This window comes from Streptomyces sp. Ag82_O1-12, assembly GCF_900182715.1.
Classification (GTDB): Bacteria; Actinomycetota; Actinomycetes; order Streptomycetales; family Streptomycetaceae; genus Streptomyces; species Streptomyces massasporeus.
Genome location: NZ_FXUW01000001.1, coordinates 6022068 through 6040243, shown reverse-complemented (window position 1 = coordinate 6040243; position 18176 = coordinate 6022068). Strand labels below are relative to the sequence as shown.

At 71.5% G+C, this 18176-nt stretch carries 18 protein-coding genes; 2 read left to right on the top strand and 16 right to left on the bottom strand.

Annotated elements, in window-relative coordinates; genetic code table 11:
* Positions 1-35: 35 nt before the first annotated feature.
* The 5 genes from QOL88_RS27825 to QOL88_RS27805 all read right to left on the bottom strand — a co-directional run bounded on the left by QOL88_RS27825 (position 36) and on the right by QOL88_RS27805 (position 4363).
* A complete protein-coding gene (locus QOL88_RS27825; protein WP_097220870.1) occupies positions 36-221 on the bottom strand; it encodes a hypothetical protein in 186 nt (61 codons plus the stop codon).
* A 195-nt stretch (positions 222-416) separates the two neighbouring features.
* Positions 417-956, bottom strand: a complete 540-nt coding sequence (locus QOL88_RS27820) for a hypothetical protein (protein ID WP_097220868.1) — start codon at positions 954-956, stop codon at positions 417-419.
* Positions 957-991: 35 nt separating this feature from the next.
* Positions 992-1564, bottom strand: a complete 573-nt coding sequence (locus QOL88_RS27815; protein WP_097220866.1) for a GNAT family N-acetyltransferase — start codon at positions 1562-1564, stop codon at positions 992-994.
* Positions 1542-3788, bottom strand: a complete 2247-nt coding sequence (locus QOL88_RS27810; protein WP_097220864.1) for an MMPL family transporter — start codon at positions 3786-3788, stop codon at positions 1542-1544. The genes QOL88_RS27815 and QOL88_RS27810 overlap by 23 nt, the downstream gene beginning before the upstream one ends.
* Before the next feature lie 158 nt (positions 3789-3946).
* Positions 3947-4363 carry a hypothetical protein gene (locus QOL88_RS27805; RefSeq protein ID WP_179878982.1) on the bottom strand — a complete coding sequence of 139 codons (417 nt, stop codon included), beginning with the start codon at positions 4361-4363 and terminating at the stop codon, positions 3947-3949.
* A 191-nt stretch (positions 4364-4554) separates the two neighbouring features.
* Between QOL88_RS27805 and QOL88_RS27800 the strand changes: the two genes are divergently transcribed.
* Entirely contained in the window at positions 4555-5364 is an 810-nt protein-coding gene (locus QOL88_RS27800) for an SAM-dependent methyltransferase (RefSeq protein ID WP_097220862.1), read from the top strand.
* A 61-nt stretch (positions 5365-5425) separates the two neighbouring features.
* Here QOL88_RS27800 and gatB read toward each other — a convergent pair whose 3' ends face one another.
* From gatB to QOL88_RS27775, 5 genes are all read right to left on the bottom strand, one after another.
* Complete coding sequence (gene gatB / locus QOL88_RS27795; protein WP_097220861.1) at positions 5426-6940, bottom strand: Asp-tRNA(Asn)/Glu-tRNA(Gln) amidotransferase subunit GatB; 1515 nt, start codon at positions 6938-6940, stop codon at positions 5426-5428.
* 16 nt (positions 6941-6956) lie between these two features.
* Entirely contained in the window at positions 6957-7196 is a 240-nt protein-coding gene (locus QOL88_RS27790) for a hypothetical protein (RefSeq protein ID WP_030851407.1), read from the bottom strand.
* Positions 7193-8686, bottom strand: coding sequence for an Asp-tRNA(Asn)/Glu-tRNA(Gln) amidotransferase subunit GatA (gatA, locus tag QOL88_RS27785; protein WP_097220859.1), 1494 nt, complete (start codon positions 8684-8686; stop codon positions 7193-7195). Before gatA ends, QOL88_RS27790 begins: the two co-directional genes overlap by 4 nt.
* 5 nt (positions 8687-8691) lie before the next feature.
* On the bottom strand, positions 8692-8988 hold the full coding sequence (gene gatC / locus QOL88_RS27780; RefSeq protein ID WP_007384860.1) for an Asp-tRNA(Asn)/Glu-tRNA(Gln) amidotransferase subunit GatC: 297 nt from the start codon (positions 8986-8988) through the stop codon (positions 8692-8694).
* A gap of 103 nt (positions 8989-9091) precedes the next feature.
* The gene (locus QOL88_RS27775; RefSeq protein ID WP_097220857.1) at positions 9092-9463 is read right to left on the bottom strand and encodes a DUF4267 domain-containing protein; all 372 of its coding nucleotides are present in this window, start codon (positions 9461-9463) and stop codon (positions 9092-9094) included.
* A gap of 95 nt (positions 9464-9558) precedes the next feature.
* Between QOL88_RS27775 and QOL88_RS27770 the strand changes: the two genes are divergently transcribed.
* A complete protein-coding gene (locus QOL88_RS27770) occupies positions 9559-10146 on the top strand; it encodes a TetR/AcrR family transcriptional regulator (RefSeq protein ID WP_097220854.1) in 588 nt (195 codons plus the stop codon).
* Positions 10147-10309: 163 nt separating this feature from the next.
* On the opposite strand, the gene QOL88_RS27765 is transcribed toward QOL88_RS27770, so the two are convergent.
* The 6 genes from QOL88_RS27765 to QOL88_RS27740 all read right to left on the bottom strand — a co-directional run bounded on the left by QOL88_RS27765 (position 10310) and on the right by QOL88_RS27740 (position 18154).
* A complete protein-coding gene (locus QOL88_RS27765; RefSeq protein WP_097220851.1) occupies positions 10310-12589 on the bottom strand; it encodes a putative bifunctional diguanylate cyclase/phosphodiesterase in 2280 nt (759 codons plus the stop codon).
* Between the two features lie 258 nt (positions 12590-12847).
* Positions 12848-15043 carry an NAD-dependent DNA ligase LigA gene (gene ligA / locus QOL88_RS27760; RefSeq protein ID WP_097220849.1) on the bottom strand — a complete coding sequence of 732 codons (2196 nt, stop codon included), beginning with the start codon at positions 15041-15043 and terminating at the stop codon, positions 12848-12850.
* Positions 15044-15058: 15 nt separating this feature from the next.
* Positions 15059-16066 carry a methionine synthase gene (locus QOL88_RS27755; RefSeq protein ID WP_097220847.1) on the bottom strand — a complete coding sequence of 336 codons (1008 nt, stop codon included), beginning with the start codon at positions 16064-16066 and terminating at the stop codon, positions 15059-15061.
* A gap of 31 nt (positions 16067-16097) precedes the next feature.
* Positions 16098-16796 (bottom strand): SDR family oxidoreductase, encoded by a 699-nt coding sequence (locus QOL88_RS27750; RefSeq protein ID WP_097220845.1) that lies wholly within the window; start codon positions 16794-16796, stop codon positions 16098-16100.
* Positions 16797-16814: 18 nt separating this feature from the next.
* A complete protein-coding gene (locus tag QOL88_RS27745) occupies positions 16815-17354 on the bottom strand; it encodes an LOG family protein (RefSeq protein WP_097220842.1) in 540 nt (179 codons plus the stop codon).
* Positions 17351-18154 carry a class I SAM-dependent methyltransferase gene (locus QOL88_RS27740; protein ID WP_097220840.1) on the bottom strand — a complete coding sequence of 268 codons (804 nt, stop codon included), beginning with the start codon at positions 18152-18154 and terminating at the stop codon, positions 17351-17353. The genes QOL88_RS27745 and QOL88_RS27740 overlap by 4 nt, the downstream gene beginning before the upstream one ends.
* Positions 18155-18176 lie beyond the last annotated feature (22 nt).

Here is an 18176-nt window from a genome sequence, read left to right as displayed (position 1 = left end):
GACGGCCACGCGGGCGGCCGGTCCCGCCCCGGTGTTCACGCGGTCCGGGCGGATCGCGGCCGGCGGAAGCGGCGGCTATGGCTCTCGTGCTCGGCGGAGTCCTGGCCGGCTTCGTGGCGGGCCGCGCGGCGGGCCCGGGCGGCTTCGCGGACCAGGCGCTCGTGGTCGGCACGGCGGATGAGGTCGTCGGTGCGCAGCTGCTGGAGCTCGTACTCGTACATGGTGTGTCCTTGAGGAGAGGCGGTCCCGGAGTGTTTCTCCGTGATGACCTCACTCTCGTCTCCCAGGTGGGGCCGCCACATCGGGAGAGTTCCGCATCTTCGGCCGCGCGGGGGGCCTTAGACGCGGCTGAGGGGCCTCAGGCGCTCCGTAAGGTGCTCACGGAACGCCTAAGACCCCTCAGGACCTGCGGGCTCTCAGCTCGCGGACGGCAGTCCGAGCAGGATGCCGGTGTACTTGAGGACGGCCAGGAACAGGCCGATGACGCCGAGCGCGACTCCCGCCCAGGCGACGGACTTGATCCAGGGGGCCTGGATCCGGCCCGGCGTGCCGAACGCGGGCCGGGCGAGCGTCACGACGCCGACGACCAGCGCGATCAGCGCGAACAGGCCGCCCCACAGGGCGGTGGTCTGCCAGGCGTCGCCGTAGACCGCCTGGATCTGCTGGGCCACGCCCGCGTTCTGCGCGGTCTCCAGCTGGCCGACGAGGTTCTGGCGCGCGGAGGCCACGGTGCCGATCCAGCTGCCGGTGAGCGAGACGACGCCCAGTGCGGCGGAGACGACGGCGGCGGCGCCCTGTCCGACGCCGGAGGGGGCCGCCTCCTCCTTGGTCTGCAAGTCGTCGGCCGTGGCCGGGACCTCGGTCTCGGGCACCTCGTCGGACTTGGTGGTGTCCACCGCCTTCTCGTCGGTCGTGGCCTTGGTGGCCTCGGTCTCGTCCACTGCGTTCGTAGCCATGTCTCGCACCGTAGGGTCGCTGTCTGAGAAGTCTCTTAATGATCGTTGTGAGCGGCACGCGCGCGTGCGGCGCGCCACTCGGGCGCCAGCACCGACCAGACTTCGAGATCGTGCCGTACGCCACCATAGGGGTGTGCCTCGCGCCGCACACCGTCCCGGGTCATGCCGAGCCGCCGTGCCACGTTCAGGCTCGGCTGGTTGCCGGAGGCGGCGACCCACTCGACGCGGTGGATGCCCCGCTGCTCGACGGCCCAGTCGATGAGGACCCGCATCGCGCGCGTGACCAGGCCCCGGCCCGTCGCGGCCGGCTCCAGCCAGCAGCCGACCTCGCAGTTGCCGGTCGCCGCGTCGAAGTTCAGGAACAGCACTCCGCCCACCAGCGTGCCCTCCAGCCACAGGCCGTGCAGGGAGCCCGTGTCGGCGGCGCGCAGGTCGGCGTAGCGCTGGAGCTTGGCGCGGGCCGAGAGCAGGTCCGTCTCGGTCGTGCCGAACGGGATGTACTGCCCGATGAACTCCCGCCCCCGCTCCAGGTGCGCCAGGAACTCCCCGGCGTGCCAGGGCTCCAGGGGCCTCAGCTCGGCGTCGTCACCCAGGGATATCGCGTACATCCCGCTGCCGCTCCTCCTCCGCAAAGACGTCCGCCACCTCGGCGTCCGTCGCGGCGGCCAGCCTCTCATGGGCGGCACGGCTCTCGGGCGGCTCGATGCTGATGCGCGGCATGCGCTTGTCCAGCCAGCGGGGCAGCCACCAGTTGGCGCCGCCGAGCAAATGCATGAGGGCGGGGACGAGGAGCGTACGCAGGACGAAGGCGTCGAGGGCGACGGCGGCGGCCAGGGCGATGCCGAACATGGCGATCACGCGGTCGCCGCTGAGGACGAAGGCCAGGAAGACGGAGATCATGATGACCGCCGCCGAGTTGATCACCCGGCTGGTCTCGGCGAGGCCGACGCGCACGGCCCGCCGGTTGTCGCCGGTCTCCAGCCACTCCTCGTACATCCGGCTGACCAGGAAGACCTGGTAGTCCATGGAGAGGCCGAAGAGCACCGACACCATGATCACGGGCAGGAAGGGTTCGATGGGCCCCGCGCTGCCGAGGCCGAGCAGTTCGCTGCCCCAGCCCCACTGGAAGATCGCGACCACGACTCCGAAGGCGGAGGCCACGGCGGCGACGTTCATCGCGGCGGCCTTCAGCGGGATGCCGACGGACCGGAAGGCCAGCAGGAGCAGCAGACAGCCCAGGCCGATGACGGCCCCGACGAAGACCGGCAGCTTGGAGACGATGACGTCGGCGAAGTCGTCGTAGCCGGCCGTCATGCCGCCCACCTGCACATCGAGCGAGGTGCCCGACTCGGCGCGCGGCAGCACCTCGCCGCGCAGCCGGTCGACGAGGTCGCTGGTGTGCTGCGACTGCGGGGAGGACTCCGGGACGACGGTGAGGTAGGCGGTGTGGCCGCCGGAGTCGAAGGTCACTGGGGTCACCGAGGCGACGCCGTCGGTGGCGCGCAGGGTGCCGTCGAGGTTGTCCAGGGCCAGCTTGTCGTCGGCTCCGTCGACCTTGGTGACGAGGGTGAGCGGGCCGTTCACGCCCGGGCCGAAGCCGTCGGCGAGCAGGTCGTAGGCCTGGCGGGTGGTGGCGGTCTTCGGGCCGTTGCCCTGGTCGGAGGTGCCCAGGTGCAGGGAGAAGGTGGGCAGTGCGAGGACGCCCATGACGACCAGGGCGACCGCGCCGAGCACCTTGGGGTGGCGTTCCACGAAGGCCGACCAGCGGGCCGCGAAGCCGGTGGGCAGCTCGGGTTCGGGCCCGTGCTCCGCGAGGCGGCGGCGCTCGCGGCGGCTGAGCGCGCGCATGCCTATGAGGGACAGCAGGGCGGGCAGCAGGGTCACGGAGGCGGCGACGGTGAGGATGACGGTGAGGCTCGCCGCTATGGCGACGCCGTTGAGGAAGCTCAGCCGCAGGATCAGCATGCCGAGCAGAGCGATGCACACGGTCGCGCCCGCGAAGACGACGGCCCGTCCGGTGGTCGCGACGGCGTTCGTGGCCGCCTCGGCGACGGACAACCCGCGTTTCAGCCCGCGCCGGTGTCTGGTGACGATGAACAGCGCGTAGTCGATGCCGACGCCGAGCCCGATGAGCATGCCCAGCATGGGGGCGAAGTCGGCGACGGTCATGGCGTGCCCGAGCAGCACGATCCCGGCGTAGGCGGTGCCGACGCCGACCAGGGCGGTGGCGATGGGCAGCAGGGACGCGGCGAGCGAGCCGAAGGCGAGGAACAGCACCGCGGCGGCGACGATCACGCCGACGATCTCGGCGACGTGCCCGCCGGAGGACTCGGTGAGCGCGACGGCGCTGCCGCCCAGCTCCACCTGGAGCCCGTCGGTCTCGGCGCTCTTCGCGGTGTCGACGACGGCCTTCGCCTGGCTCCTGGCGATGTTCTCGGCCTGGTCGTCGAAGGTGACCGAGGCGTACGCGGTGTGGCCGTCCTCGCTGACGCGGCCCGTGCCGGGTCCGCCGTACGGGCTGGTGACCGAGGCCACGCCGGGAAGGTTCTCGATCCGGTCCAGGGTGCGGGTCATCGTCTGCTCGACGTCGGCGGCGCGGACGCTGCCGGACGTGGTGTGCCAGACGACGGTGTCGCTGTCGCCGCCGAGCCGCGGGAAGCCCTCGTGCAGCAGCTCGGAGGCGCGGCCGGACTCGGTACCGGGGACCTGGTAGTCGTTGGAGTACGTGGTGCCGGCGACGGCGGCACCCGCGGCGACACCCGCGAACGCGAGGAGCCACAGCATGACGCTGAGCAGACGGCGCTGAACACACCAGCGGGCGAGGGCTGCCACGAAACGTGCTCCCGGGTTTGCCTTGTGTGGATCTTTGACCGGGAACAGTCGTACATGAACTGAACAGCCAGCAAAGAACGCATGAGCAATGCGCTGCCACTCTTACAAACGAACGAGATCATTTGTCGGTTTCGTGGGCTTATTCACAGCGGCCGGTCTCAGTCGAACTGGTCCCCCAGCGCCATCGCCATCACGCCCGCGATCAGCAGCCACAGGGCTCTGCGGGTGCGCCCGCGGGAGCCCAGCACGGCCGCGGCGGCACACACGGCGGCCCCGCCGGCGTACGCGGCCGGGACGAGTGCCGGTGCGGAGCGGATGAGGCGGAGCAGCGCCGCGGTGAGACCGGCCAGGGTCAGCGCGGCGCCGGTGCCCGCAGCCGTCCAGCGGGCCCGGCGCGCGTCCTCCAGGAGGTCGTCGGGCTCGTCCAGGAGGTCGCCGGACTCGTCCAGGAAGTCGCCGGACTCGTCCAGGAGGTCGCCGGACTCGTCCAGGAGGTCGTGGGACTCGTCCTGGTCGGCTGGCGCCTCCGAGTCCGCTGTCTCTGGACCGGTGTCGGAATCAGGACGTCCATGCATGGCCGAGACGGTAGCGCGCCGGGCGCGGAAAACCGGGTGCGGGGCCGCCGGGCCGGCTGTTAGCGTCCGTCGGTCCGAGACCCGCCCGCGGCCTCCCGCCGCCCGGCCGAAGCAGGTGCGTTGTTTGACGGTCCGACCGAGCTCCTCCGCATCCCCGTTCTTCCTCAAGGACTCAAGGAGCCCGTTCACCGATGTCGGACATCACTTCCCGGACCTCGAACGACCCCCTCACTGACCGAGTGAGCCACCCCGGCTACCCCCGCAGCAACGGCTACGACGCCCGCTGGACCATCGACAACCAGATGGGCCCGCACGCGCTGTGGCTGCTGGAGTGGCTGGCCCCCGCCCTGGGGCTCGACACCCTGAGCCCCGGCTCCCGGGTGCTCGACCTGGGCTGCGGCCGCGCCATGACGTCGATCTTCCTCGCCGAGGAGTACGACGTCCAGGTCGTCGCCGCCGACCTGTGGATCAAGCCCGACGACAACGCCGGGCGCATCGCCGAGGCGGGTGTCGCCGACCGGGTCCTGCCCGTGTTCGCCGAGGCCCATGACCTGCCGTTCGGCGAGGGCACCTTCGACGCGATCGTCTCGATCGACGCCTACCAGTACTTCGGCACCAACGACCTGTACCTGCCCACTCTGACCCGGCTGCTGAAGCCGGGCGGGCGGATCGGTGCCGTGATGCCGGCGCTGCGGGAGGAGCCGGAGGGCGACGAGCCGCCGGCACACCTGAAGGAGTACTGGGAGAAGGATCCCGGCTTCTGGGCCTTCCACTCCCCCGCCTGGTGGCGGCGGCTGTGGGCCCGCAGCGGGGCCGTCGAGGTCGAGACGGCCGACTGGCTCGACGACGGCTGGCGCGACTGGCTGCTGTGGAGCGAGGTGTGTGCCGAGGAGAGCCGGAGCGAGTTCATGGCCGACATGGCCCGCTGGTCGGTCGAGCTGCTGCACGCCGACGTGGAGCACGTCCTGGGCTTCACCCGGGTCGTCGGCCGCCGCGTGTGAGTGACGAGGGGGGGGACGCACCGTCTCCGGTGCGTCCCCCCCCTCGTCGGGTCCGCTGCGGTCAGCCCTCGCTGACGCCCAGCTTCTCCAGGATCAGTTCCTTGACGCGGGCCGCGTCGGCCTGGCCGCGGGTGGCCTTCATGACCGCACCGACCAGCGCACCGGCCGCGGCCACCTTGCCGCCGCGGATCTTGTCCGCGACGCCCGGGTTGCCGGCGATGGCCTCCTCGACGGCGGTGGTGAGGGCGCCCTCGTCGGAGACGACCTTCAGACCCCGCTTGTCGACGACCTCGTCCGGGGTGCCCTCGCCCGCGAGGACGCCCTCGATGACCTGCCGGGCCAGCTTGTCGTTCAGGTCGCCCTTCGCGACGAGCTCGGTGACCCGGGCGACCTGCGCCGGCGTGATCGCCAGCTCGTCGAGCGCGGTGCCCGACTCGTTGGCGCTGCGGGCCAGCTCGCCCATCCACCACTTGCGAGCGGAGGCGGCGTCGGCCCCGGCCTCGATCGTGGCGACGATGGGCTCCAGCGCACCGGCGTTGAGGATGGCCTGCATGTCGGTGGCGCTGATGCCCCACTCCTCGCGGAGCCGGCTGCGGCGGACCAGCGGCAGCTCGGGCAGCCCGGCCCGGATCTCCTCGACCCACTCGCGGGACGGGGCCACGGGGACGAGGTCGGGCTCCGGGAAGTACCGGTAGTCCTCGGCCTCCTCCTTCACCCGGCCCGAGGTCGTCGACCCCGTGTCCTCGTGGAAGTGACGGGTCTCCTGGATGATCGTGCCGCCCGAGGACAGCACGGCCGCGTGCCGCTGGATCTCGAAGCGGGCCGCGCGCTCCACGGACCGCAGCGAGTTGACGTTCTTCGTCTCCGAGCGGGTACCGAACTTCTCGGTGCCGTTCGGGCGCAGCGACAGGTTCACGTCGCAGCGCATCTGGCCCATCTCCATGCGGGCCTCGGAGACGCCGAGCGCCTTGATGAGCTCGCGCAGCTCACGGACGTAGGCCCGTGCGACCTCGGGGGCACGCTCGCCGGCGCCCTCGATCGGCTTGGTGACGATCTCGATGAGGGGGATGCCGGCGCGGTTGTAGTCCAGCAGCGAGTGCGAGGCGCCGTGGATGCGGCCGGTGGCGCCGCCGACGTGCGTCGACTTGCCGGTGTCCTCCTCCATGTGGGCGCGCTCGATCTCCACGCGGAAGGTCTCGCCGTCCTCCAGCTGCACGTCGAGGTAGCCGTTGAAGGCGATGGGCTCGTCGTACTGGGAGGTCTGGAAGTTCTTCGGCATGTCCGGATAGAAGTAGTTCTTCCGGGCGAAGCGGCACCACTCGGCGATCTCGCAGTTCAGCGCGAGGCCGATCTTGATCGCGGACTCGACGCCGGTCGCGTTGACGACCGGGAGAGCGCCGGGCATGCCGAGGCAGACCGGGCAGGTCTGCGTGTTGGCGTCCTGGCCGAGGGCGGTCGAGCAGCCGCAGAACATCTTAGTCTTGGTGCCGAGTTCGACATGGACCTCGAGGCCCATGACGGGGTCGTACGACGCGAGTGCGTCCTCGTACGACACCAGGTCGATCGTGGTGGTCACGGTGAGTACTTCCCTCTCAGCCCAACAGGACGTCGTCGTCGCCCAGCTGCTTCAGCTCGCGGTAGAGAATGGCCAGGTTGGTGACGACCGCGGCTCCGGTCACGACGGCGTCGAGCAGCCGCAGCGTGTCGTTGTCTCCGCGGGCCTTCTTGATCTGCTTGTAGACACCGACGGCGCCGAACGCCGACGTGGCCATCGAGATGTACAGACCGGACTTGGACTTCTTGAAGCCCTTGGCCTTGGACAGTGCGCTCACAGCGACGGAGCCTCCTCGATCAGCGGGTGGCCCCACTTTTCCACGAAGGCGGCCTCGACGGCGGCACCCACCTTGTACAGGCGGTCGTCCTTCATGACGGGGGCGATGATCTGCAGGCCGACCGGGAGGTTGTCCTCCGGGGCGAGACCGCACGGCAGCGACATGGCCGCGTTGCCCGCCAGGTTGGTCGGGATGGTGCACAGGTCGGCGAGGTACATCGCCATCGGGTCGTCGGCACGCTCCCCGATCGGGAAGGCGGTGGTCGGGGTCGTCGGGGAGACGATCACGTCGACCTGCTCGAACGCCGTGTCGAAGTCCTGCTTGATGAGCGTGCGGACCTTCTGGGCGCTGCCGTAGTAGGCGTCGTAGTAACCGCTCGACAGGGCGTACGTGCCGAGCATGATGCGGCGCTTGACCTCGGGGCCGAAACCGGCCTCGCGGGTGAGGGAGGTGACCTCCTCGGCGGAGTGCGTGCCGTCGTCGCCGGTCCGCAGGCCGTAGCGCAGGCCGTCGAAGCGGGCGAGGTTGGAGGAGCACTCCGAGGGCGCGATCAGGTAGTACGCCGACAGCGCCAGGTCGAAGGACGGGCAGTCCAGCTCGACGATCTCGGCGCCCAGTTCCTTCAGCAGCTCGACGGACTCGTCGAAGCGCTGGATGACGCCGGCCTGGTAGCCCTCGCCGCGGAACTGCTTGACGACGCCGACGCGCATGCCCTCGACGCTGCCGTTGCGGGCGGCCTCGACGACCGCCGGGACGGGCTCGTCGATGGAGGTCGAGTCGAGCGGGTCGTGCCCGGCGATGACCTCGTGCAGCAGCGCCGCGTCCAGGACCGTGCGGGCGCAGGGTCCGCCCTGGTCGAGGGAGCTGGAGAAGGCGACCATGCCGTAGCGGGAGACCGCGCCGTACGTCGGCTTCACACCGACCGTGCCGGTGACGGAGGCCGGCTGGCGGATGGAGCCGCCGGTGTCGGTGCCGATGGCGAGCGGGGCCTGGAAGGAGGCGAGCGCGGCGGACGAACCGCCGCCGGAGCCGCCGGGGATCTTGGTGAGGTCCCAGGGGTTGCCGGTCGGGCCGTAGGCGCTGTTCTCGGTGGAGGACCCCATGGCGAACTCGTCCATGTTGGTCTTGCCGAGGATCACGACGTCGGCGGCCTTGAGCCGCTTGGTGAGCGTCGCGTCGTACGGCGGGATCCAGCCCTCGAGGATCTTCGATCCGACGGTGGTCGGGATCCCCTCGGTGGTGAAGATGTCCTTCAACGCGAGGGGCACGCCGGCCAGCGGGCCGAGCTTCTCGCCCTTGGCGCGCTTGTCGTCCACGGCGCGGGCCTGGGCGAGGGCGCCCTCGCGGTCGACGTGCAGGAAGGCGTGCACCTTCTCGTCGACGGCCTCGATGCGGGCGAGGTGGGCCTCGGTGACCTGCACCGCGGTGAGCTCGCCGGAGGCGATCTTCGCGGCGGTCTCGGCGGCCGTGAGCTTGATGATGTCCGTCATGGCTGTTAGTCCTCCCCCAGGATCTGCGGCACCTTGAAACGCTGCTGCTCCTGGGCCGGGGCGCCGGAGAGCGCCTGCTCGGGGGTGAGCGACGGACGGACCTCGTCCGCCCGCATGACGTTCGTCAGCGGGAGCGGGTGCGAGGTCGGCGGTACGTCTTGGTCGGCGACCTCACTGACGCGTGCGACCGCGCCGATGATGTCGTCCAGCTGTCCCGCGAAGTGCTCGAGCTCTTCGGGCTTCAGCTCCAGACGCGCCAGCCGGGCGAGGTGGGCGACCTCCTCGCGCGTGATGCCAGGCATGCAGCGATCCTCTGGGGTGAGTGAATGTGGTTTGGCCCAATCCTATGGGGCGGGGGGCCGTGCCCGTGAAACGGTTTGCCGCCCCGGAGGCTCTCGGGCCCTCTCAGACCGCGAAGAGCAGTCCGGCGACGGCCAGCACGACGACGGCGGTGGCGAAGTGGATTCCGAAGGCGACCGCCTTCGTGCCGCCGTTGCGCAGCACGATCAGGGTGTCGCCGAGCGGCACGAGCGCCACGGCGAGCATGAACCAGGCCTCGGCTCCGGCCCCCGCGAAGGCGAGCAGCGCCAGGCCGACCAGCCCGAGGGTGCCGTCCCGCAGGCCCTTGATCGTCAGGTAGGCCCCGGCATCGCCGCCGGGGTCGGCCGGGACGCCGTAGCCGGCGGCCGCGGAGCCGGGCTGGAACAGGAACCGGTAGCCGAGGAACAGGCAGAACAGATTGAGCACGACGGCCAGGGTGTACGCGGTCACAGTCATGGCTCTCTCCGATGTCTGGGCTTCTAGCAGCGCTAGGAATGGGAGCGAAGCTAGCAGAGCGTCGACAGGAACGCTAGCGCTGCTAGAATTCCGGCATGACGATCCAGACGCGCCGGGAGCGCGAACGAGCGGAGCGCGAGCGGCTGATCGTGACGGCCGCACGGGAACTGGCGGAGGCGGAGGGCTGGGACGCGGTGACCACGCGCCGGCTCGCCGAGGAGATCGAGTACAGCCAGCCGGTCCTCTACAGCCACTTCAAGGGCAAGGGCGCGATCATGGCGGCGGTGGCGGTGCAGGGCTGCGCGGATCTGGCCGACGAGCTGCGGGCGGCGCGCACGGCGGCCGGGAGCGCCCGCGAGGCGCTCGCGGCGGTGGGCGGCGCGTACACCGCCTTCGCCCGGCGGCGGCCCGCGCTCTACGACGTGATCTTCACGCTCGCCGTTGACCTGCCCTTCGCCACCCTCGAGGCGCCGCCCGCCCTCCAGGACGCCTTCGGCGAACTGCTCCAGGCCGTCCTGCCGATCGCGGCCGACGGCGAGGACACGGGCTTGCTGACGGAGACGTACTGGGCCGGGCTGCACGGCCTGGTGACCCTGATGCGCAGCGGCCGGCTGCCCGAGGAGGCACACGAGCGGCGACTGGCGCTGCTGATCGGCCACTTCGTGCCGCCCGGCACGAACTGAGCGCTCGCCCGAGGGCGAGGCCGAGGGCGAGGGAAGTGGAGGCCGAGGCCGACACCGAGGCCGAGGCCGAGGCCGACACCGACACCGACACCGAGGCCTAAGCCGACACCGAGGCCGAAGCCGAAGGAAGTGAGCGGCCGGGCGAGTGGAACAGGAGGTGCGGTTACTCGTCGGCCGTCGCGGCGGGGAGCGCGGCGCGTGGGCGCTGCCAGCCCCGGGGCCCCCGCGCCCGCAGCCACGCCGTGGTCTCCTCCGGGGGCATCGCCGCCGCGACCAGCCAGCCCTGGACGGCGTCGCAGCCGAGGTCGCGAAGGCGCTCCCAGGTCTCGTCGTCCTCGACGCCCTCGGCGACGACGAGCAGGCCGAGGGAGTGCGCGAGGTCGACCGTGCAGCGCACGATCTCCGCGTCCTCGGTGTCGACCGCGAGCCGGGCCACGAACGAACGGTCGATCTTCAGCTCGCTGACCGGGAGCCGGCGCAGGTGCACGAGCGAGGAGTAGCCCGTGCCGAAGTCGTCGAGGGACATCTTCACGCCGTGCGCGGTCAGTTGGTTGAGGGTGTCGGCGGCGCGCTGCGGGTCCTCCAGCAGGACGTGCTCCGTGATCTCCAGTTGGAGCGCTCCCGCCGGGACGCCGTGCCGGGCCAGCCGGGCGGCGACGGAGCCGGCGAAGCCGGGGGTGTGCACATCGCGCGGGGAGACGTTCACCGCGACCGGGACGAACAGGCCCTGCTCCCGCCAGTGCGCGACCTGGCCGAGCGCCGTCTCCAGGACGTACTCGGTGAGGTGGGGCATCAGGCCCGAGGACTCGGCGATCGCTATGAACTCGTCCGGCGGCACCTTGCCCCGCTCGGGGTGCACCCAGCGGACCAGGGCCTCCAGGCCCGCCACCTGACCGTCGAAGCGGACCTTGGGCTGGTAGTGCAGATGCACCTCGTGCGCGTCCAGGGCGCGGCGCAGATCCCCCAGCAGGCCGAGACGGTCGGGGGTGTTGGAGTCGCGCTTGGACTCGTAGACCTCGACGCCGGTGCGGTCCCGCTTCGCCTGGTACATCGCCACGTCCGCCCGCCGCAGCAGCCCTTCGGCGTCCAGGGCGTGGTCGGGGAAGACGGCGACTCCGGCGCTGGCCTCCAGGACGAGGGTGAGGCCGTCGAGGTCGAGGGGGGAACTGAGGGCGGCGACGAGGTTGCGGGCGACCCGGGTCGCGGAGGTCGTGGAGTCGGCGACGGGCAGTAAGACGGCGAACTCGTCCCCGCCGAGCCGGGCGGCCTCCGCGCCGCGCGGCAGCGCCACCCGCAGCCGGTCGGCGATCTGCAGCAGCAGCCGGTCACCGGCGAGATGACCGAGCGTGTCGTTGACCGACCGGAACCGGTCGAGGTCGATCAGCATCAGGGCGGCGCGGGCGTTGATCCGCTCCGCGTCGTCCAGCGCGGTCCAGATGCGCTCCAGCAGCCACTGGCGATTGGGCAGACCGGTCAGCGGGTCGCGCAGCTGCTCCTCCGCCCGGGCCCGGGCGATCCACAGGGTGGAGTCCAGGGCGATCAGCGGAATGGAGAACAGCGGCAGCAGGATCGGCTTGGCCACGGCGACCACGCAGATCAGCGGCGCGATCCCCAGCAGCGCGACCGCGACCAGGCCTTGTCTGACCAGTGCGGTGCGGGCGACGGTGGGCAGTCCGGGGCGCGGGGCGTGCAGGTACCAGAGCAGGACGCGGGTGACCATCAGGTAGGCGACGGCGACCAGGGCCACCTGGAGTGCGGTGGCGAGGGTCCAGGCGGCGGGCTCCGCCGGGGACTCGACGGACGGCACGGTGCCGAAGACGCCCAGCACGAGCGCGCCGGCGCCGATGCCGAGGAGGTCGACCGCGCCGTGCAGCACACCTTGGCGCCAGCGGTTGCGGCGGGCTACGCCGACCAGCACGACGACCGTGAGGCTGACCATGCCGGCCGGAACCCAGCCGTGGAGCAGCAGGACCGCGAGGGTGAGGGCGGCGCCCGAGCCGGTGCCGCCCCACCAGCGGGAGCGGCCCAGCATGACGAGGTGGCCGACGATGATGCCGGTCAGCACGGCCAGCGACCAGCCGGCCGTGCCCGCCGGGAAGAGCGCGTGGCCGTCGGTGAAGGCGCGGTAGAAGCCCGCGCCCAGGACGAACCCAGCCGCCGCGACGACGGCCGCGGGCAGCGCGGGCCAGGACTGGTGCCGTTCCCCGTCAGCGTCGTCCGCGCCGGTGAGCCCGGGCGGGTGTTCGGTGATCGGCTGTGCTCCGGCGCCGTCCGTGGCGCGTCCCGCACCGCCACGTCCGTCCGGGGTGTACTGTCCGACGGCGCGCACCTCCGTACCCGGACGCCCCGCCGGCCGCACGGCCTCACGGACTGCACGCCATGTGCCCGCCATGCGGCGCAGGCGCAGCCGTGAGCCCGGCACGGCGCTCTCGGTCGGTTCCATTCCCGTCCCTCTCACAGCCGGCGGTGCCCACGCCCCGCGGCCCGGTGCCCGACAACCCTCAACGGCCCGCGCCCGAAAACCCTTCCCCGCGCTCTGTGCGAGCACGACGATGCCCCGACCGCAGCTGGGCACGGCAGGCGCACCTCTCAACAGTAGGCCGCAGAAGGCTTCCAGGGGCAGCGGTCGCCGACGGTTGCCCGAATGCGCCCCGGCCACCCGTATGCATCTGGTATGCGCCGAACGGGTGGCCTTCAACCGCTACTCCTCGGCCGAAAGGGCGACTTCGGCCGCCGCGTCCGGTCCCTGCTCCAGCAGGACGCCGAAACCGTCCTCGTTGAGAACCGGAACCTTCAGCTGCATCGCCTTGTCGTACTTCGACCCGGGGCTGTCACCCACCACGACGAACGACGTCTTCTTCGACACCGAGCCGGTCACCTTCGCTCCGCGGCTCTGCAGCGCCTCCTTGGCGCCGTCCCGCGTGAAGTGGTCGAGGGTGCCGGTGACGACGACGGTGAGGCCTTCGAGGGGGCGCGGTCCCTCGTCCTCGCCGGTGCTCTCGGCCTCCATGCGGACGCCTGCGGCCTTCCACTTGCGGATGATGTCGCGGTGCCAGTCCTCGGCGAACCACTGCTTCAGGGAGGCGGCGATGGTGGGCCCGACGCCCTCGGTGACCGCCAGCTCCTCCTCGGTGGCCTGGTCGATGCGCTCGATCGAGCGGAACTCGCGGGCCAGCGCCTCGGCCGCCACGGGGCCGACGTGACGGATCGACAGGCTGGTGATGACCCGGGCGAGCGGGCGCTCCTTGGCCGCCGCGATGTTCTCCAGCATGGCGACCGCGTTCTTGCGGGGCTCGCCCTGCTGGTTGGCGAAGATCGTGGCGACCTTCTCCTCGCCGGTCTTCGGGTCGCGCTTGGGCAGCCCGCTGTCCGGGTCGAGGACGTAGGCCTTGATGGGCAGCAGCTGCTCGATGGTGAGGTCGAACAGGTCGCCCTCGTCGACCAGCGGCGGGGTCTTCGGCTCCAGCGGGGCGGTGAGGGCCGCCGCCGCCACATATCCGAAGTGCTCGATGTCCAGCGCCTTGCGGCCCGCCAGGTAGAACAGGCGCTCGCGCAACTGGGCCGGGCAGGTGCGGGCGTTCGGGCAGCGCAGGTCGACGTCGCCCTCCTTCATCGGCCGCAGCGCCGTACCGCACTCGGGGCACTCGCTCGGCATCACGAACTCGCGCTCGCTGCCGTCGCGCAGGTCGGCGACCGGGCCGAGGATCTCCGGGATGACGTCACCGGCCTTGCGCAGCACGACCGTGTCCCCGATGAGGACGCCCTTGGCCTTGACCACGTCCTGGTTGTGGAGCGTGGCGAACTCGACCTCGGAGCCCGCGACCGTGACCGGTTCGACCTGGGCGTAGGGGGTGACCCGGCCGGTGCGGCCCACGCCCACGCGGATGTTGACGAGCTTGGTGTTGACCTCCTCCGGCGCGTACTTGTACGCGATGGCCCAGCGCGGGGCGCGCGAGGTGGAGCCGAGGCGGCCCTGGAGGGGGATCTGGTCGAGCTTGACGACGACGCCGTCGATCTCCCACTCCACGGAGTGGCGGTTCTCGCCGAAGTACGCGATGAACTCCCGGATGCCGTCGAGGCCGTCGACCACCCGGTTGTGGCCGGAAGTGGGCAGGCCCCAGGTCTTCAGCAGGTCGTAGGCCTGGGAGAGGCGGGTCAGGCCGGTGAAGCCCTCCAGGGCGCCGATGCCGTGGACCACCATGTGCAGGGGGCGGGTGGCGGTGACGCGCGGGTCCTTCTGGCGCAGTGAACCGGCCGCCGCGTTGCGCGGGTTGGCGAAGGGCTTGTCGCCGGCCTCGACCAGACGGGCGTTGAGCTCCTGGAACTTCTCCATCGGGAAGTAGACCTCGCCGCGGATCTCCACGAGGTCCGGGACGCGGTCGCCCTTGAGGCGCTCCGGAATCTCGGCGATCGTCCGGACGTTCGGCGTGATGTCCTCGCCGGTGCGGCCGTCGCCGCGGGTCGCCGCGCGGGTGAGGCGGCCGTGCTCGTAGGTGAGGTTCACGGCGAGGCCGTCGACCTTGAGCTCGCACAGGAAGTGGTAGTCCTGCTCGCCCAGTTCCCTGGCGATGCGCTCCGTCCAGGCGGCCATCTCCTCGTCGTTGAACGTGTTGTCGAGGGAGAGCATGCGCTGGCGGTGCTCGACCGCCGTGAACTCCGTCTCGTAGGAGCCGGAGACCTTCTGGGTCGGCGAGTCCGGGGTGCGCAGCTCCGGGTACTCCTCCTCCAGCGCCTCCAGGGAACGCAGCAGCTGGTCGAACTCCGCGTCGCTGACGACGGGAGCGTCCTTCACGTAGTAGCGGAAGCGGTGCTCCTCGATCTGCTCCGCGAGGCGCGCGTGCTTCTCCCGTGCCTCTGCGGGCACCGTCGTCGTCTCCGCTTGCTTGTCGCCGGCCACCGTGTCGTCCTCCCGTTACTCTGGGTTGTCCGCGAGGGATCTCGCCGCCCGGGCGCAGTGCGCGAGAGCCGTGCGCGCGTACCCCGGGGAGGCCCCCGCGAGTCCGCACGCCGGGGTGACCGTGACCGCCTCCGCGAGAAGCCCCGGAGACAGCCCCAGCCTGCGCCACAGCGTCCTGACACCCATGACGCTACCGGCAGGGTCTGACAATGGTCCCTCCGCGGACGGGACGACACCGGTGAAGAGCCGGGTGCCGCCCTCCACGGCCTCTCCGATCGCCTCGTCGTCACGCTCGGTGAGCAGCGAGAAATCGAAGGAGACGGCGGCCGCGCCCGCCCGGCGGAGCAGCGCGAACGGCACGTCGGGAGCGCAGGAGTGGACCACGACCGGGCCGTCGGTGTGCGTTGCGACGAGGTCGCGCAGCGTCTGCTCGACGAGCTGCCGGTCGACGGCCCGGTGGGTGCGGTAGCCGCTGGCGCTCTTCACCTGCCCGCGCAGGACGGCGGTGAGGGAGGGCTCGTCGAGCTGGAGGACGAGCTGCGCGCGGGGGATCCGCCGCCGCACCTCGGCGAGATGCAGCCGCAGCCCCTCGGCGAGGGAGGCGGCGAGGTCGCGGCAGGCCCCCGGGTCGGAGAGGGCGACCTCGCCGCCCCGCAGCTCCAGGTTGGCCGCGAGGGTCCAGGGGCCGACGGCCTGGACCTTCAGCGGCCCGTCGTACTCCTGCGTGTGCTCCTCCAGCGCGTCGAGGTCCTCGCGGAGCCAGGAACGGGCTCGCTTGGTGTCCCGCCCCGGCCGGTCCCCGAGGCGCCATCCGCTGGGCTCCACGCGCGCGTACAGCTCGACGAGCAGGCCGGCGGTCCGACCGATCATGTCCGCGCCGGGTCCCCGGGCGGGCAGTTCGGGCAGGAAGGGGAAGTCCTCGAAGGTGCCGGTGACGGTTTTGGCTGCCTCTCGGGCGTCGCCGCCCGGCATGGATCCCACGCCGGTGGCCGCGCCGAACCTGAACTGGCTGTTTTCGCTCACCGGAGAAGCCTACGCAGGGGGTTCACCGGGGTCAGCCGCCCGGGCGCACCGTCAGGTCGTTGACCTCCGCGTCCCGGGGCAGGTCCAGGGCCATGACGATCGTCGTGGCGACCGACTCCGGGTCGATCCACCGCGCGGCGTCGTACTCCTTGCCCTCCTGCTGGTGGACCTTGGCCTGCATGGGGCTGGCCGTGCGGCCGGGGTAGACCGAGGTGACGCGGACCCCGCCCGCGTGCTCCTCGTGGCGCAGGGAGTCGGCGAGCGCCTTCAGGCCGTGCTTGGAGGCGGCGTACGCGGACCAGTCGGCGTGGGCGTTGAGGCCGGCGCCGGAGTTGACGAAGAGCACGTGGCCGCGGGCGGCGCGCAGTTGGGGAAGGAAGTGTCGGGTCAGTTCGGCCGGGGCGATCAGGTTGACGTTGAGCTGGTGGCGCCAGGCCTTCGGGGTGAGCTCGCCGACCGGGCCGAGGTCCACGACGCCGGCGATGTGCAGCAGCGAGTCCACCCGGTCCGGCAGCGACTGGTGGGAGAAGGCCCAGGAGAGCTTGTCGGGGTCGGCGAGGTCGCCGACCAGGGTCCGCGCCCCGGGGAACTCGGCCGCCAGCTCCTTCGCTCGGCCCGCGTCGCGCGCGTGCAGCACGAGCTCGTCCCCGCGCGCGTGCAGGCGGCGGGCCACGGCCGCGCCGATGCCGGAGCCGGCTCCGGTGATCACATGAGTAGCCATGCCCGCCATGCTCGCATCAGAACCGGATCATGCGACGCCCCGGCTCTCCTCCAGGTACGCCAGGGCGCCCACCGGCTCCTCGGCGAAGAACACCAGGTCGGTGAGCGGCCGGGGCAGGAAGCCCTCGGCGTCCATGCGGCGGAACTGCTCCTTGAGACCGTCGTAGAAGCCGGCCGTGTTGAGCAGGACCACCGGCTTGTCGGTGTGCCCGTGCTTCTTCAGTTCCAGGATCTCGGTGGCCTCGTCGAGCGTGCCCGTGCCGCCGACCATGATCACCACGGCGTCGGCCCTCTCCAGGAGCAGCCTCTTGCGCTCGGCGAGGTCCTTGGCGATGACCATCTCGTCGACGCCCGGGCGGGCCTTGGCCGCGAGGAACTGAACGGAGACGCCGGCCAGCCGGCCGCCCGCCTCCTGCACTCCGTCGGCGACCACCTTCATCAGGCCGACGTCGGAGCCGCCCCACACGAGCGTGTGGCCGCCCTTGCCCAGCAGCTTGGCGAACTCCCGCGCGGGGCGGGTGTAGCGCTCGTCGAGGTCGGCGGCGGACAGGAAGACACAGATGTTCATGAACCCACCGTACGGGCCCGGTCCGCCGTGACGGTGACCCGCATTTTGGACTGCCGGTGGGGCAGGCGCTCCCAGTCGTCCATGAAGCGGGCGTCCAGGCCGTGCTCGGCCGCGAGCTCGGTCAGGGTCCGCGTCCGGTAGTAGAAGTCCTCGTGCAGGACCTGATGCTCCTCGCCCTCGGTGCGGTCGAAGGTGAAGTCGAAGAATCCGCCGGGCGCGAGGATCCGGCCGACGTGGGCGAAGCACTCCTCGATGACGTGCGGCGGTGAGTGCGAGAAGACGCTGTGCGCGTGCACGACGTCGAAGTGGGCGTCGGGCAGGAAGGCGAAGGTGAGGTCGTCGGCGAGCGCCAGGTAGGGCAGTTTGGGCTGGAGCTTCTCGGCGACGAGGGTGTCCTGTGCGGCGAGCAGGATGTGCGGCGAGATGTCGATGCCGTAGTAGTGCCCGGTGTCGAGGTGGTCGATGAACAGGCGCCCGGCACGCAGGTTGCCGCAGCCGATCTCCAGCATCCGGTGCTGCGGCCGCAGGCCGTGGCCCACCAGGTAGTCGAACTGCATGCGGCCGATCCGCGCCCACTGCTCGCGCGAGGGGTTGTGCCCGACCGCCGCCTCGGTGCTGCGGGCCGCGTCCGAGGCCATGACGGCCCGGTAGTAGGCGATGTGGTCGGGGTGGCGCAGCCGCAGCCAGGCGTCCCGCACCGCGCGCCGGGCGTGCGCGGGCACCCGCTCCGGGTGGCGCAGCGCGTACCGGACCTGGTGGAGCAGACGGGAGCGGTTTCCGGCCGGTTCCGTGGCGCGCATCGGGGCCTCCTGCGGCGAGGGA

Bases quoted from the DNA above. Each gene is read 5' to 3' on its own strand.
- QOL88_RS27750 (WP_097220845.1), bottom strand. From the start codon at position 16,796: ATGGCGGGCATGGCTACTCATGTGATCACCGGAGCCGGCTCCGGCATC.
- gatC (WP_007384860.1), bottom strand. From the start codon at position 8,988: ATGCCTGGCATCACGCGCGAGGAGGTCGCCCACCTCGCCCGGCTGGCG.
- QOL88_RS27740 (WP_097220840.1), bottom strand. From the start codon at position 18,154: ATGCGCGCCACGGAACCGGCCGGAAACCGCTCCCGTCTGCTCCACCAG.
- QOL88_RS27820 (WP_097220868.1), bottom strand. From the start codon at position 956: ATGGCTACGAACGCAGTGGACGAGACCGAGGCCACCAAGGCCACGACC.
- gatA (WP_097220859.1), bottom strand. From the start codon at position 8,686: ATGACGGACATCATCAAGCTCACGGCCGCCGAGACCGCCGCGAAGATC.
- QOL88_RS27825 (WP_097220870.1), bottom strand. From the start codon at position 221: ATGTACGAGTACGAGCTCCAGCAGCTGCGCACCGACGACCTCATCCGC.
- QOL88_RS27800 (WP_097220862.1), top strand. From the start codon at position 4,555: ATGTCGGACATCACTTCCCGGACCTCGAACGACCCCCTCACTGACCGA.
- QOL88_RS27805 (WP_179878982.1), bottom strand. From the start codon at position 4,363: ATGCATGGACGTCCTGATTCCGACACCGGTCCAGAGACAGCGGACTCG.
- QOL88_RS27745 (WP_097220842.1), bottom strand. From the start codon at position 17,354: ATGAACATCTGTGTCTTCCTGTCCGCCGCCGACCTCGACGAGCGCTAC.
- QOL88_RS27770 (WP_097220854.1), top strand. From the start codon at position 9,559: ATGACGATCCAGACGCGCCGGGAGCGCGAACGAGCGGAGCGCGAGCGG.
- QOL88_RS27775 (WP_097220857.1), bottom strand. From the start codon at position 9,463: ATGACTGTGACCGCGTACACCCTGGCCGTCGTGCTCAATCTGTTCTGC.
- QOL88_RS27765 (WP_097220851.1), bottom strand. From the start codon at position 12,589: ATGGAACCGACCGAGAGCGCCGTGCCGGGCTCACGGCTGCGCCTGCGC.
- QOL88_RS27815 (WP_097220866.1), bottom strand. From the start codon at position 1,564: ATGTACGCGATATCCCTGGGTGACGACGCCGAGCTGAGGCCCCTGGAG.